This is a genomic window from Brenneria roseae subsp. americana (genome assembly GCF_003115815.1).
GTDB lineage: Bacteria > Pseudomonadota > Gammaproteobacteria > Enterobacterales > Enterobacteriaceae > Brenneria > Brenneria roseae.
This window is the reverse complement of sequence record NZ_QDKJ01000013.1, coordinates 81,411-95,113: the sequence shown is the minus strand read 5'-3', so window position 1 is coordinate 95,113 and position 13,703 is coordinate 81,411. Positions and strand designations below refer to the sequence as shown.

Below are 13,703 nucleotides of genomic sequence, written 5' to 3'. Positions count from 1 at the left end.
GCGTGGTCCCTTTTTTATATCAAGCTCTATGTATCAACGGATTATTTGAAAATACGGAAACGTTCTTCATCCGGGATATAGGTTTTTTCACCCGCGGGTTGTTCAATTGAACCGAATGGCAATTGAGCGCGCAGCTTCCAACTGGCAGGTAAATTCCACTGTGTTTTCACATCGTCGTCAATTAGCGGATTGTAATGCTGTAGCGATGCGCCGATTTTTTCCTGCGCCAGAGTGGACCACACGGCGAACTGGGCAATCCCGGTAGAATGCTCCGACCAGACAGGGAAATTATCCGCATACAGAGCAAACTTCTTCTGGAGATCTTCGATGACTTTTGTGTCTTCAAAGAATAAGACGGTGCCCGCGCCGGCGGCAAACGAAGCCAGCTTCTGCTCTGTGGCCGCGAATGATCCTTCAGGAACAATCTTCTTCAACTGCTGCTTAACGATATCCCAGACTTTGGCATGCTGTTCACCGAACAGGATCACCACGCGCGAGCTCTGCGAGTTGAAGGATGAAGGGCTTTGCTTAACGGCTTCGGTAATCAATGCGGTTACCGCATCCTCGGAAATGGGTAATTTATTCCCAATGGCATAGATGGAGCGGCGGGCTTTGATGGCTTGCAAAAAAGCATTACTCATGGTTCGTACCCCTTTACATGGTTGCTTATTTATACACTGTGGCACTGATATCTATTGCATACAAGAAAATAGTAGATTGATTTATATATGTAAATTTACTAACGATGGGTGAATTCGAGATAATAACGCGGTGATTATCTCCGCCTCACCGTTGAGGCCGGCACGTCTCTAAAGCGTGTCTGTCTAAAATAATGGAATCGGCCGGCCTTCATCATTCACTGCAACAAAATTGAACTGTCCCGATATCACCTTGGTCCGGCCTTCCGCGTACATCTGTTCCAGAAAAACATTAACATCAACGGTCAGGCTGGTTCTTCCCACCCGGCTGACCTGTCCGATAAGTTCGATAATCGTGCCGGAAGGAATCGGCGTATTAAAGTTAATCTTTTCTGTGGAAACCGTCACCAGTGGTTTATGGCAGAAACGGGTTGCGGTAATGAAAGAGATTTCGTCCATCCACGACAGCGCGGTGCCACCAAACAGGGTGGAGTGGTGATTGATATTGGTAGGAAAAACGACTTTGGCGACCTTGGTGATAGAATTCTGGATTTTTTCGTCAATAGACAGCGCTTGGCTCATAGTATGTCTGACCTGCTTAAGCATCGAACGAACATTTTACACCTTAAATATACACAAAGTCATAACAATATGAATGAGATATCACTCAGGGGCTAACCGCCCCGGCGGGCAAACGAGGGGCGCGGTTCTGTTTTTCGATGCAATTGGCGCCGATACGGTTAATCAACCGCCACATACCTCACAGGCGGGATTTTTCGGCAGCTTGATTTCGCGAAATTGCAGCGTCATGGCATCAAACATCAGCAGACGACCCGTGGCGACGTTGCCGTAACGGGTCAGTAGTTTGATGGCTTCCAGAGCTTGCAGACTGCCGATGGCGCCGACCAGCGGGGCCATCACACCCGATTCCACGCAGGTCAGCGCGTTATCGCCGAACAACCGACTAAGGCAACGGTAACAAGGCTCATCCGGCTGGTAGGTAAACACGCTGATCTGGCCTTCCATACGGATTGCCGCGCCGGAAATCAACGGTTTTTTCAACTGAAAACCCAGGCGGTTCAACCTGTCGCGGGTAGCCACATTGTCGGTACAATCCAGCACCGCATCGTGCTTTTCCATCAGGGCGCCGAGCGCCTCGTCATCCAGACTGGCGTTTACCGTATCTAAAGAGAGATGTGGGTTGAGTTCTGTCAGTGCGATCCGCGCGGATTCGACTTTCGCCATGCCAATGCGTTCATCACGGTGTAATACCTGACGCTGCAAGTTGGAAAGCGAAACGGTATCAAAATCCAGCAGCGTCAGGTGGCCGACGCCCGCCGTAGCCAGATATTGTGACGCCGCGCAGCCAAGCCCGCCCAGCCCGACAATCAGTAAGCGCGACGCTTTCAGTTTTTCCTGTCCGTCAAAGTCAAAGCCGCGCAGCACAATCTGACGATTGTAGCGCAGCGCTTCGGCATCACTGAGTTCCGGCAGCATGATCAATGTCCTAACAGTGAATTGAACGGTTCTATTTCGACCCATTCACCTGCGGCGACCTGTCCGCGTTCGGCTTCCAGCACGATAAAACAGTTCGCGAGGCTGAAGGAACTGAAGACATGCGAACCCTGATGTCCGGTAGTTCTGACTTCCAGTTCACCCTGTGCGTTACGGTTGAAGACACCACGCTGAAAATCTGTGCGACCGGGCGTCTTTTTCAGTGCGCTGGTTGTTTTTACGCGGATACGCTCAGGTAAATGCCACTCTGTATGCCCACCTAAACGAGCCAGCAGGGGCTGAACCAGTTGATAGAAGGTGAGGGCCGCGGAAACCGGATTGCCCGGCAGGCCGCAGAACCAGGCATGCTGTAACTTGCCGAAGGCAAACGGCTTACCGGGTTTGATCGCCAGTTTCCAAAAATGGATATCGCCTAATTCATCCAGCATCTGTTTCGTGTAATCCGCTTCACCGACGGAAACGCCCCCACTGCTGATAACCAGATCGGCGCTGCTGTCCGCCCGGTGAAAAGTGTTGCGCAGGGCGGCAAGGTCATCGCCAATGATACCCAAATCGTTAACCTCACAGCCGATTTGTTCCAGCATCAGGCGCACGGCGAAACGGTTAGTGTCATAGATTTGTCCGGCCTGAAGCGGGGTGCCGACGGGCTGAAGTTCATCGCCGGTTGAAAAGATAGCCACTTTCAAACGACGGAATACATTAATTCGGGCGATCCCTAACGAAGCCAGCAACGGCAATTCCGCTACGCTTAATTTTCTTCCTGCGGGCAGAACAACCGCGCCTGCACGGATATCCTCACCGGATCGACGGATATTCTGCCCGGGCTTGACGTCATGGGTAAAGCGCACGCCGACGGCGCTGACTTCCGCCTGTTCCTGCATGATAACCGCATCGGTACCTTCAGGAATGGGGGCGCCGGTCATGATGCGGATACAGGTTCCAGCGGGCCAATCCCCGTTAAATGGCGCCCCTGCAAAGGCTTTGCCCGCCACCGGTAGCGGTTCTGACGCACAGAGATCGGCGCAGCGAACGGCATAACCATCCATTGCAGAATTAGCGAAGGGGGGAACGTCTATGGGGGACGTTATCACGTCGGCGCTGATCCGGCCGGCGGCATCATACAGCGAAACATTTTCTGTTTCCGATATCGGTGATACCTGAGCAAATATCGTTGCCAACGCCTGTTCGAGGGGCAATAAGCCAGAGGTCATGCTTTTCATCTGCACTCCATGATAGGTTTCGCCAGGGGAAGTCTGCGGGCGAAAACAGGGATCGTATGCCAATATTATGTCAGAGAACGCCTGCCCGGAGAATGCGCGTGGGTCAAGGCGTTGGGTAATTGTGAGCGTGTATTACGCCGGACTGGAGGTTCGTTGAGCCGTCGGTGGATTTATATCGTTATGTTTATTTTTATTAACTATATGTTATAAAAGATTTTTTATCGAAATGCCGGTTAAGTTTCTGCTTTACATCATACCCTGCGCTAAATATAGTCAAAAAACGCGGGTGATGACGAATCGGTTTCTTGCCGCCGAATGCGGTCATCAACCATGCGCAATTTAATATCAATGCGTTATTTCGCCGGCTATCTCCTTCGGTGAGGAGATGATGCGATAGGCAATGTACGTCACAGCCGGAATGCGTTAATCATTCGTCCCTGATCGAACCGTCGTCGTCGCGGCCTTTGTTTATATGGAGATCCACTGTTAATGGTATTAACACGGCATCATGCTGCATCGCCTCTTATCCCTGTCCCTGCGCCCAGGATTTCCCTGCCTGACGAGCGGGTATTGGCGGTTCGCGATTTGAGCGTTTATTTCGAGCAGCAGGGACAGCGGACGGATGCGGTGCGTGATTTAACCTTTGCGGTAGATCGCGGTGAGACGCTGGCTATTGTCGGCGAATCCGGGTCGGGGAAATCGGTGACGTCGCTGGCGGTGATGCGCTTGATTGAACAGGCCGGCGGCGTGATTCATCAGGGAGATATGCTGTTTCGCCGGCGTAATGGTCAGGTTCTGGATCTGCGGGAAACCCATCAGTCGCTAATGCGGAAACTGCGCGGCGCCGATCTGGCTATGATTTTTCAGGAGCCAATGACGTCGCTGAATCCGGTCTTTTCGGTCGGTGAGCAGATTGCCGAATCCATCCGCTTGCATCAGGGGAAGGATCATCGTGCCGCGCGGCAGGAAGCTTTACATATGTTGGATCTGGTCCGTATTCCCGAAGCGCGTAACGTACTGGATCGCTATCCTCATCAGCTCTCCGGCGGCATGCGGCAACGGGTCATGATTGCCATCGCGCTCTCCTGCAAACCGTCGCTGCTGATCGCGGATGAGCCGACGACGGCGCTGGATGTCACCATACAGGCCCAGATCCTGCAACTTATTCGCGTGTTGCAACGGGAAATGAACATGGCCGTCATCTTCATCACCCACGACATGGGGGTGGTCGCGGAAGTTGCTGACCGGGTGATGGTGATGTATCGCGGAGAAAGCGTGGAGACAGGGGACGTCAATCAGATTTTCAATACGCCGCAGCATCATTATACGCAGGCTTTGCTGGCGGCGGTGCCGACGTTGGGTTCCATGCGCGGGCAGGCGTTTCCGGCAAAATTTCCGCTGTTGAATCACGAGACGCCGCAAACCGTCGACAGTGCGCCGCAGAATACCATTCCTGTGAATGCCGCGCCTATTTTACAGGTGCAGAATCTGGTTACCCGATTTCCGGTGCGCAGCGGTCTGTTGAACCGGGTAACCCGTCAGGTTCATGCGGTCGAAAAAGTGAGCTTTGACCTCTATCCGGGTGAAACGTTGTCGCTGGTTGGCGAGTCAGGCTGCGGCAAATCCACGACCGGACGAGCGTTGCTGAAGCTGGTGGAAAGTCAGAGTGGAACGATTGTTTTTGGCGGTCAACAGATTAATCAACTGAAAGGGGCGGCGTTGCAGCATTTGCGCAGAGACATTCAGTTTATTTTTCAGGACCCTTATGCTTCGCTGGACCCACGCCTGACCGTTGGATTTTCCATTATGGAACCGTTGCTGGTGCACAAGGTCGGGAGCAGACGGGAAGCGGAACAGCGTGTTGAATGGCTATTAGCGCGGGTAGGGTTGCAACCTGAACACGCCCGCCGCTATCCGCATGAATTTTCCGGCGGGCAGCGTCAGCGTCTCTGTATCGCCAGAGCATTGGCGTTGAACCCCAAAGTCGTTATTGCGGATGAGGCGGTTTCCTCGCTGGATGTTTCCATTCAGGCACAAATTATCAATCTGATGCTGGATTTGCAGCGCGAATTCGGCATTGCGTTTTTATTCATTTCGCATGATATGGCGGTGGTTGAGCGGATCAGCCACCGGGTTGCGGTAATGTATATGGGGCAAATTGTGGAAATCGGCCCGCGCAGGGCGGTGTTCGAGAATCCCCGCCATCCTTATACCCGTAAGCTGATCGCAGCAGTACCCATAGCCGATCCTTCACGCCGCCATCGTGAACAGGTTTTACTGGTTGATGAAATGCCGAGCCCAATTCGGGCAATAGGCGATGAACCTACCATCGCGCCTCTGGTTCAGGTTGGCGAACGGCATTTTGTCGCTCATCACCCGATTGCCGGCGCTTACTGACAGGGACTCACAAGGAGAACGTAACACGATGAATGTTATTACTTTAAAGCGTAACTGGTTAGTTGCTGCCGGTGTCGCAGCGGCTATGGCGGCAGCACCGGCCTGGGCGGCGAAAGATGCGGTGATTGCGGTGGGGTCCAACTTTACCAGTCTTGATCCATACGATGCCAATGACTCGCTGTCACAAACGGTTGCCAAGTCGTTCTATCAGGGATTGTTTGGTTTCGACAAGGATATGAAGCTGGTTAATGTCCTGGCGGACAGTTATGAAACCAGCCCTGATGGTCTGGTTTATACCGTCAAACTGCATCCGGGCGTGAAGTTTCATGATGGCACGGATTTCAATGCCGATGCGGTCAAAGTGAATCTGGATCGCGCCAGCAATCCGGAAAATCGTCTGAAACGCTATAACCTGTTCCGGATGATTGATAAAACCGAGGTCGTTGATGCCCAGACGGTGAAAATCACGCTGAAATCGCCGTTTTCGGCATTTATTAATAATCTGGCCCATCCTGCGGCGGTGATGATTTCACCTGCCGCGCTAAAACAGTATGGCAAAGAGATCGGTTTCCATCCGGTAGGAACCGGGCCATATCGTTTTGTGACCTGGAACCAGACGGACTATGTCAAAGCCGAGAAATTTGCCGGTTATTGGAAAGCGGGATTGCCGAAGCTGGATAGCATCACCTGGCGTCCGGTCGTGGATAACAATACGCGAGCCGCGCTGTTGCAAACCGGCGAAGCGCACTTTGCCTATCCGATTCCGTTTGAGCAGGCCGGCGTGCTGGAGAAAAATGACAAACTGGCGCTGGTGGCATCGCCGTCGATTCTGCACCGTTACATCAGCCTTAATGTGACACAGAAGCCGTTTGATAATCTCAAAGTCCGTCAGGCGATCAATTACGCCATCAACAAAGACGCGCTGATTAAAGTGGCCTTCTCTGGCTATGCCACGCCGGCGGAAGGACCGCTGCCGCCCAGTATTGACTATGCGGAGACGTATCAGCCGTGGCCTTACGATCCGGCGAAAGCCCGCGAGCTATTGAAAGAGGCGGGGTATCCGAATGGTTTCACCACCACGCTGTGGTCATCGCATAACCACAGTACGGCACAGAAAGTGTTGCAGTTTACGCAGCAGCAACTGGCGCAGGTGGGCATCAAAGCGGAAGTGACGGCGATGGATGCCGGTCAGCGTGCGGCGGAAGTTGAAGGAAAAGACATGAAGGAAACCGGCGTGCGCATGTTCTATACCGGCTGGTCCGCCTCCACCGGCGAGGCTGATTGGGCGTTGTCTCCGCTGTTCGCCACGGCATCCTGGCCGCCAGCGTTGTTCAATACGGCCTTTTACAGCAATCCACAGGTTGATGCGGATTTGACCAACGCACTGAAAACGACCGATCGGACGGAGAAACAGAAACTGTACAAAGACGCACAGGATAAAATCTGGGCCGATGCGCCATGGGTTTTCCTGGTAACGGAACGGTTGGTTTCGGCTAACAGTAAGAATCTGACCGGGTTTTATGTGATGCCGGATACGGCATTCAGCTTTGACGATGCGGACCTGAAAGAATAGTCCGATGATGTTCCGCGTAATCAGGGAGGCCGGTCTGGCCTCCCTGCTCTTTGACATCGAGGGGGGATAGGTGGTGGGAACCAATCCATGCTGAATTATTTTATCAAACGATTATTGGGGCTGATTCCCACGCTGTTGATCGTCATGGTGCTGGTGTTTCTGTTCGTCCATTTGCTGCCGGGCGATCCGGCGCGTCTGGCGGCCGGACGGGAAGCGGATGCGACGGTGATCGAGTTGGTCCGTCAGGATCTGGGCCTGGATAAGCCGTTGCCTGAGCAGTTTTGGCGTTTTTTTACACGCAGCCTGCAAGGGGATTTGGGTACGTCAATGGTATCCAAAAGACCCGTGGTGGATGAGATCGCCACACGCTTTATGCCGACGTTCTGGCTGACCGTCAGCAGTATGGTCTGGGCAGTGATTTTTGGCATGGCGATTGGTGTGGTGTCAGCCGTGTGGCGCAATGGCTGGCCGGACCGGATCGGCATGACGCTGGCGGTGTCCGGAATTTCGTTTCCCGCCTTTGCGCTGGGTATGTTGCTGATGCAGGTGTTTTCCGTTGAGCTCGGCTGGTTACCCACCGTCGGCGCGGATACCTGGCGGCACTATATCTTGCCTTCTATTACGCTGGGCGCCGCCGTGGCGGCGGTCATGGCCCGCTTCACCCGGGCGTCTTTTGTCGAGGTGATGCAGGAAGATTATATGCGTACGGCGCGGGCAAAAGGCGTACGTGAATCGTTGGTGGTGGTAAAACACGGCTTACGCAATGCGCTGATCCCGGTCGTAACCATGATGGGGTTGCAATTCGGTTTTCTGTTGGGCGGCTCGATTGTGGTGGAAAAAGTATTTAACTGGCCGGGACTGGGGCGGTTGTTGGTCGATTCAGTGGAGATGCGTGATTATCCGGTGATTCAGGCCGAAGTGTTGCTGTTTTCGCTGGAGTTTATTCTGATCAATTTGCTGGTCGATATGCTGTATGCCGCGATCAACCCGGCGATTCGTTATAAATAAGGAAAGGGAATGAGAAACTGGCGACGTAAGGCGGCGTTATCCACTCTGCCGGTGCTCAGAGAGAATCAGGTTCGCACGCCGTGGCGCGAGTTCTGGCGGCGCTTCCGTCGTCAGCATGTGGCTTTGTTGGCGGGTATGTTTGTGGTTTTGCTGATTCTTATCGCAGTGCTGGCGCCTTACCTGATTCCCTATGATGCCGAAAACTATTTTGATTACGATCGGTTGAATGAAGGACCGTCCGCGGTGCACTGGTTGGGCGTGGATTCGCTGGGGCGGGATATTTTCAGCCGTATCCTGGTGGGAACGCGCATCTCGCTGGCGGCAGGGATCTTCTCCGTGCTGGTCGGGATGCTGATCGGCACGTCTCTGGGGATGTTGGCGGGTTACTACGAAGGCTGGTGGGATCGCATTATTATGCGCATCTGCGATGTGCTATTTGCGTTTCCCGGTATTCTGCTGGCGATTGCCGTGGTGGCGATTATGGGCAGCGGGATGGCAAATGTGATTGTCGCCGTGGCGATCTTCAGTATCCCGGCCTTTGCCCGCCTGGTCAGGGGCAATACGCTGGTATTGAAACATCAGACATACATTGAGGCGGCCCGCAGTATTGGCGCATCCGACTGGACCATTGTTTTCCGGCATATTCTGCCCGGCACGGTGTCGTCGATTGTGGTGTATTTCTCCATGCGCATTGGCATGTCGATCATTACCGCGGCCAGTTTATCATTTCTGGGGCTTGGCGCTCAGCCGCCGACGCCGGAATGGGGGGCGATGCTCAATGAAGCGCGTTCCGACATGGTGATTGCGCCGCACGTGGCAATTTTCCCCAGTCTGGCTATTTTTCTGACGGTACTGGCGTTTAATCTGTTGGGCGATGGACTGCGTGATGCGTTGGATCCGAAACTGAAAGGATAAAAAGCGAGTTTGATGACAAAGTGCGATAAGCGCGGCAAAGGCCGCGCTTATTTGTCCCGTTCCTTGATTAGAACGAGGTACGTTTGTAGCTACGGTATTGCGGCTGCCAGAAGTTATGCGCAATCGCTTTCGCCAGAGCATCACCGGACGTTACGACCGCGACGCCTTGCAACTGCGCGGCTTTACCCACTTCCAGCGCGATGCGTCTGGAGACGTCCTGAATATCCGCGATGTCCGGCAGTAGCGCCCCATCACCGCTGTTGGCCATGGGTGAACAATCGGCCAATGCGCGGCTGGCCGCCATCAGCATGCCATCGGTAATGCGTTTTGCCCCGGAAGCCAACACGCCTAACCCAATACCCGGGAAAATAAAGGAGTTGTTGCACTGGGGAATCGGGTAAACCTTATCTTTATAGGTTACCGGGTTAAACGGGCTGCCCGTTGCCACCAGCGCGGCGCCGTCGGTCCAGCGAATAATATCTTCCGGACGCGCTTCCACACGGGAGGTCGGGTTAGATAACGGCATGACGATCGGGCGTGCGCAGTGTTTGTGCATTTCACGGATAATTTCTTCCGTAAACAGGCCCGGTTGGCCGGAAACCCCGATCATGATGGTTGGTCTGGCGTTGCTAACCACTTCCAGCAGAGAGATCGCGTCGCTGGTCACGTCCCAATCAGTCAACTGTTCGCTTTTCTGCACCAGTTTACTTTGAAAATCGAGCAGGTTCGGCAATTTATCGGTCAGCAGGCCGAAACGGTCAACCATGAAAACGCGGGCGCGGGCCTCATCTTCGCTCAACCCTTCGGATTTCATCTGCGCAATAATTTGTTCGGCGATGCCGCAACCGGCGGAGCCCGCACCGAGGAAGACCACGGTTTGATCGCGCAGTTGGCTGCCGGCCGCGCGGCTGGCGGCAATCAGGCTGCCCAGCGCTACGGCGGCGGTGCCCTGAATGTCATCGTTGAAGCTACAGATTTCATCACGGTAGCGGTTTAGCAACGGGGTCGCATTTTTCTGGGCGAAGTCTTCGAACTGCAACAGCACGTTCGGCCAGCGGCGTTTGACCGCCTGAATGAATTCGTCAACGAACGCATAATATTCGTCATCGGTAATACGAGGATGGCGCCAGCCCATGTACAGCGGATCGTTCAGACGCTGTGGGTTATTGGTGCCCACATCCAGAACAACCGGCAGGGTGTAAGCCGGACTGATGCCGCCACACGCGGTGTAAAGCGACAGTTTACCGATCGGAATCCCCATACCGCCGATGCCCTGATCGCCCAAACCCAGAATACGTTCGCCGTCAGTGACAACGATGACTTTTACATTCTGCTTGGTGGCGTTTTGCAGCATATCGTCGATATGCGCGCGGTTTGGGTAGGAGATAAACAACCCGCGCGCCCGACGATAGATATCGGAGAAATGCTCACAGGCTTCACCCACGGTTGGCGTATAGATGATTGGCATCATCTCGCTCAGGTGAGCGTCCAGCAGGCGGTAGAACAGCGTTTCATTCGTATCCTGAATGTTGCGCAGGTAGACGTGCTTATCAATATCATTCTTGAATTCCTGATATTGACGCCAGGCTCGTTCGGCCTGTTCCTCAATGGTTTCGACAGCTTCAGGTAATAGACCATGCAGGTTAAAGTTGGCGCGTTCTTCTTCTGTAAATGCACTGCCTTTATTCAGCAACGGAAATTCAAGCAAGATAGGGCCAGCATAAGGGATGTAGAGGGGACGTTTACTTTCGTATTCTAATTCCATGACTTTTTTACTCTTCGGGTAACAGAAACGAATTCAGTTTAATAACCAATAAAAACTGAAGCGGATCTTAAATTACCCGAGGAATATGTACAGAAAATGTTAATTAAAATAGTTACAGATGGCTTGCATCTGAGCACTTAAATAAGGTTAATCGATTCACCTCTAAATTTTGACGGCTATTCGTCAATGAAACGCCGGACAACGTCGGCGCATCCGAGTTCATTCAGCATGACTTGCGAGATGGACCATTGACTGATGGCGGCATCCCGACGTTCGACGATTGCGGCGCGACGGATATCGGTTTGCGCTTCACCGGAAAGATTCATCAGATTCAGTGCCGCTTGCAGCGGCGGCAGGCTGGGGTTGAATGCCGCGTTTTCCGCGTAGCGGCCGCTATAGCGATGGCCGTTCACCGTTTCCAGCGCGATGCCGCTGATGGCATGGCTATACGGCGCATGGCTGCGGTTGGCTGCTTCCAGTGCCTGCAACGTTAGCGCATCCGCATTCTCCAGCCGATAGCCGTGGTTCACTTCATCCAGCAATAACGTCTTGATTTGTAAATCAGCCGGACCAAATGCGTCAGGCAGATAGTGGCTGAGCAGGGCAGGCTGGCGTCCCGGTAGCTGGATGCGCAGTGAAGGCGCGCTGTTCAGTTCATTCATAAATTGCCGACAGTGGCCGCACGGCGTGTAGTTCACCGTAATGGAACTTAGTCCTGTTTCATTACGTAACCAGGCATGTGCAATCGCGCTTTGTTCCGCGTGTACGGTTTGCTGCAACTGCACGTGAGCAAACTCCATATTGGCGCCAAAATAGAAATTGCCACTCAGGCCTTGTGCAATGGCACCGACCTGAAAATGGGAAATGGCGGCCTGCGCGCAAGCCGCCGCTAACGGTAATAAGGCAAACGCCAGCGCATCCCGCTCCATCTGGCTGGCACGGCACAGGCTTTCTACCTCATCGCTCGTCAGCATGGCGGAGAACTCCGCCCGGTTCAGGATCGGCGCCAGCGCAGACTGTAGGTTGGCGGGTAATTGTTGAAAAGCGTTATCAAATCTTGGATGCATATCGGCTTGCTCTTTTTACCGGTCAATAAATCTATGTTAGGGAGCAGAGTAGCAATAAATTGTGATATGTATCTCTTTATGGATGAAATTTATGAAAATTAAATGTTAAATGCGAGATGTATCTCAAGTTTTAGTCTAACGATGATGAGTGACAGGGTGCGGCGGGGAAAGTGATCCAGCATTGCGGACGTCAAACGCGTCCAATCTGTCTTATGTAGCAGAGTGCGCCATTTGTCCAGTGGCCATTGGCTTTGAGCCACGATGGGATTGTCGCGGGGAAAGGCTTGCGTCATGACGGCTTTGCCGCCGTCATCGATAAAGTAATCGGCCGACCAGAACAGACGAATAGAAAATATTGAGCCGCTGTCATCTGCGATCTTTAAACGTTCACGCAGCTCCAGCAGTTGTTCATCCTTGAGAAAGTCATAAAAATCCTGTTCGCGTATTTCCATCTTTTTTTCATTGATTGCATGCGGTCACTTGCTGAAAAACTGCAATAGTACGGGGAAAACAAACGGCGCGATCAGCGAGGTGATAATCCCGCAGATGACTAATGCCAGTGAACTGAATGCTCCCTCCTGAAAATCCACTTCAACACAGCGCGCCGTGCCTAAGGCGTGTGAAGCGGTTCCCATCGACAAGCCACGCGCCGCTTTGGTTTTGATCCCGATGCGATTGAACAGGCTGTGTCCTAACACGGCCCCCAGAATACCGACAAAAATTACGCAGACGGCGCTGATGGCGGGAATACCGCCGATAGAACTGGCGACGGCCATGGCAATGGGCGTGGTGACGGATTTAGGCAATACAGACGCGGCAATCTCCGGCGATGCACCCATCCACAGAGCGACCAGCGTACCGGACACGATGGCGGTCAGGCTGCCGATAAAACAAACGCTGATAATCGATTTCCAGCGGGCGCGAATCTGGTGAAGCTGCTCATATAAGGGAAAAGCCAGCGCGACGACCGCAGGTTGCAGCAGATCGTTGAGCACTTCGCTGCCCTTGAAGTAGTGATCGTATGGAATGTGCAGCAGCAGTAGTAGCGGGATGATAATGACCATTGAAATCAGCAACGGATTCAGCAACGGCATTTTGGTCCAAATCGCCAGCTTGCGTGCGACAAAAAAGACAAACAGAGTCAGCGGCAGAGACCACCATAAATAGGCCAGCATTATTCTTTATCCCCACCTTGCAGACGGTTGTCTGCGATGATCTTTTCACGTTGCATGATCTGCGTGCTGAAACCGACGACGATCATCACGATAAACGTGCTGACCATACAGGAAACGACAATCGGGCCGAACTGCTGGCTGAGCAGGTCATAATAGTTCATGACGCCCACGCCAATCGGTACGAACAACAACGCCATATAGCGGATTAACAGGTGGCAACCCGGCTTCACCCATTCAGCAGGCAGAATTTGCGAGGCCAGCAGAGTGAACAGAATCAGCATACCAATGATGCTGCCGGGAATGGTCAGCGGAAGTAACGCGGATATCGCATTGCCTGCCAGCAGGCAGAGATAAATCAATGCGAAAGCGCGTAAATACTGCCAGCATAGTGTGATCGTATTACGCATGGGGAATTCCTGATTAACTGAAG

Annotated in this window: 13 protein-coding genes; 4 read left to right on the top strand and 9 right to left on the bottom strand. The window is 53.2% G+C overall.

Translation table 11 applies throughout. From position 1 onward, the window contains the following. Window positions 1-41: 41 nt before the first annotated feature. From B4923_RS16055 to moeA, 4 genes are all read right to left on the bottom strand, one after another. Window positions 42-641: a nitroreductase family protein gene (locus B4923_RS16055; RefSeq protein WP_109055380.1), complete on the bottom strand. Its 600-nt coding sequence runs from the start codon at window positions 639-641 to the stop codon at window positions 42-44. Between the two features lie 183 nt (window positions 642-824). Beyond that, window positions 825-1,220: an acyl-CoA thioesterase gene (locus B4923_RS16050; RefSeq protein WP_109055379.1), complete on the bottom strand. Its 396-nt coding sequence runs from the start codon at window positions 1,218-1,220 to the stop codon at window positions 825-827. 162 nt (window positions 1,221-1,382) lie between these two features. Then, the gene (gene moeB, locus B4923_RS16045; RefSeq protein ID WP_109055378.1) at window positions 1,383-2,135 is read right to left on the bottom strand and encodes a molybdopterin-synthase adenylyltransferase MoeB; all 753 of its coding nucleotides are present in this window, start codon (window positions 2,133-2,135) and stop codon (window positions 1,383-1,385) included. Window positions 2,136-2,137: 2 nt separating this feature from the next. After that, a complete protein-coding gene (gene moeA / locus B4923_RS16040; protein WP_109055377.1) occupies window positions 2,138-3,373 on the bottom strand; it encodes a molybdopterin molybdotransferase MoeA in 1,236 nt (411 codons plus the stop codon). 489 nt (window positions 3,374-3,862) lie between these two features. Between moeA and gsiA the strand changes: the two genes are divergently transcribed. From gsiA to gsiD, 4 genes are all read left to right on the top strand, one after another. Further along, window positions 3,863-5,770: a glutathione ABC transporter ATP-binding protein GsiA gene (gsiA, locus tag B4923_RS16035; protein WP_109055376.1), complete on the top strand. Its 1,908-nt coding sequence runs from the start codon at window positions 3,863-3,865 to the stop codon at window positions 5,768-5,770. 28 nt (window positions 5,771-5,798) lie between these two features. After that, window positions 5,799-7,343: a glutathione ABC transporter substrate-binding protein GsiB gene (gsiB, locus tag B4923_RS16030; RefSeq protein WP_109055375.1), complete on the top strand. Its 1,545-nt coding sequence runs from the start codon at window positions 5,799-5,801 to the stop codon at window positions 7,341-7,343. 87 nt (window positions 7,344-7,430) lie between these two features. Then, window positions 7,431-8,351, top strand: a complete 921-nt coding sequence (gene gsiC / locus B4923_RS16025; RefSeq protein WP_109055374.1) for a glutathione ABC transporter permease GsiC — start codon at window positions 7,431-7,433, stop codon at window positions 8,349-8,351. 9 nt (window positions 8,352-8,360) lie between these two features. Beyond that, window positions 8,361-9,266, top strand: a complete 906-nt coding sequence (gsiD, locus tag B4923_RS16020) for a glutathione ABC transporter permease GsiD (protein ID WP_109055373.1) — start codon at window positions 8,361-8,363, stop codon at window positions 9,264-9,266. A gap of 67 nt (window positions 9,267-9,333) precedes the next feature. Here gsiD and B4923_RS16015 read toward each other — a convergent pair whose 3' ends face one another. The 5 genes from B4923_RS16015 to B4923_RS15995 all read right to left on the bottom strand — a co-directional run bounded on the left by B4923_RS16015 (window position 9,334) and on the right by B4923_RS15995 (window position 13,680). Continuing rightward, window positions 9,334-11,031, bottom strand: coding sequence for an NAD-dependent malic enzyme (locus B4923_RS16015; RefSeq protein ID WP_109055372.1), 1,698 nt, complete (start codon window positions 11,029-11,031; stop codon window positions 9,334-9,336). 176 nt (window positions 11,032-11,207) lie between these two features. Then, complete coding sequence (gene cdd, locus B4923_RS16010) at window positions 11,208-12,098, bottom strand: cytidine deaminase (protein WP_109055371.1); 891 nt, start codon at window positions 12,096-12,098, stop codon at window positions 11,208-11,210. 98 nt (window positions 12,099-12,196) lie between these two features. Next, a complete protein-coding gene (locus tag B4923_RS16005) occupies window positions 12,197-12,550 on the bottom strand; it encodes a hypothetical protein (RefSeq protein WP_109055370.1) in 354 nt (117 codons plus the stop codon). A gap of 24 nt (window positions 12,551-12,574) precedes the next feature. Then, window positions 12,575-13,273: a CidB/LrgB family autolysis modulator gene (locus tag B4923_RS16000; protein ID WP_109055369.1), complete on the bottom strand. Its 699-nt coding sequence runs from the start codon at window positions 13,271-13,273 to the stop codon at window positions 12,575-12,577. Next, complete coding sequence (locus B4923_RS15995) at window positions 13,273-13,680, bottom strand: CidA/LrgA family protein (RefSeq protein WP_109055368.1); 408 nt, start codon at window positions 13,678-13,680, stop codon at window positions 13,273-13,275. Before B4923_RS15995 ends, B4923_RS16000 begins: the two co-directional genes overlap by 1 nt. Window positions 13,681-13,703: the final 23 nt, after the last annotated feature.

What these genes read in the sequence shown, in the direction of transcription:
- B4923_RS16055 (WP_109055380.1), bottom strand. Translation starts at nt 641, where the DNA reads ATGAGTAATGCTTTTTTGCAAGCCATCAAAGCCCGCCGCTCCATCTAT.
- B4923_RS16050 (WP_109055379.1), bottom strand. Translation starts at nt 1,220, where the DNA reads ATGAGCCAAGCGCTGTCTATTGACGAAAAAATCCAGAATTCTATCACC.
- moeB (WP_109055378.1), bottom strand. Translation starts at nt 2,135, where the DNA reads ATGCTGCCGGAACTCAGTGATGCCGAAGCGCTGCGCTACAATCGTCAG.
- moeA (WP_109055377.1), bottom strand. Translation starts at nt 3,373, where the DNA reads ATGAAAAGCATGACCTCTGGCTTATTGCCCCTCGAACAGGCGTTGGCA.
- gsiA (WP_109055376.1), top strand. Translation starts at nt 3,863, where the DNA reads ATGGTATTAACACGGCATCATGCTGCATCGCCTCTTATCCCTGTCCCT.
- gsiB (WP_109055375.1), top strand. Translation starts at nt 5,799, where the DNA reads ATGAATGTTATTACTTTAAAGCGTAACTGGTTAGTTGCTGCCGGTGTC.
- gsiC (WP_109055374.1), top strand. Translation starts at nt 7,431, where the DNA reads ATGCTGAATTATTTTATCAAACGATTATTGGGGCTGATTCCCACGCTG.
- gsiD (WP_109055373.1), top strand. Translation starts at nt 8,361, where the DNA reads ATGAGAAACTGGCGACGTAAGGCGGCGTTATCCACTCTGCCGGTGCTC.
- B4923_RS16015 (WP_109055372.1), bottom strand. Translation starts at nt 11,031, where the DNA reads ATGGAATTAGAATACGAAAGTAAACGTCCCCTCTACATCCCTTATGCT.
- cdd (WP_109055371.1), bottom strand. Translation starts at nt 12,098, where the DNA reads ATGCATCCAAGATTTGATAACGCTTTTCAACAATTACCCGCCAACCTA.
- B4923_RS16005 (WP_109055370.1), bottom strand. Translation starts at nt 12,550, where the DNA reads ATGGAAATACGCGAACAGGATTTTTATGACTTTCTCAAGGATGAACAA.
- B4923_RS16000 (WP_109055369.1), bottom strand. Translation starts at nt 13,273, where the DNA reads ATGCTGGCCTATTTATGGTGGTCTCTGCCGCTGACTCTGTTTGTCTTT.
- B4923_RS15995 (WP_109055368.1), bottom strand. Translation starts at nt 13,680, where the DNA reads ATGCGTAATACGATCACACTATGCTGGCAGTATTTACGCGCTTTCGCA.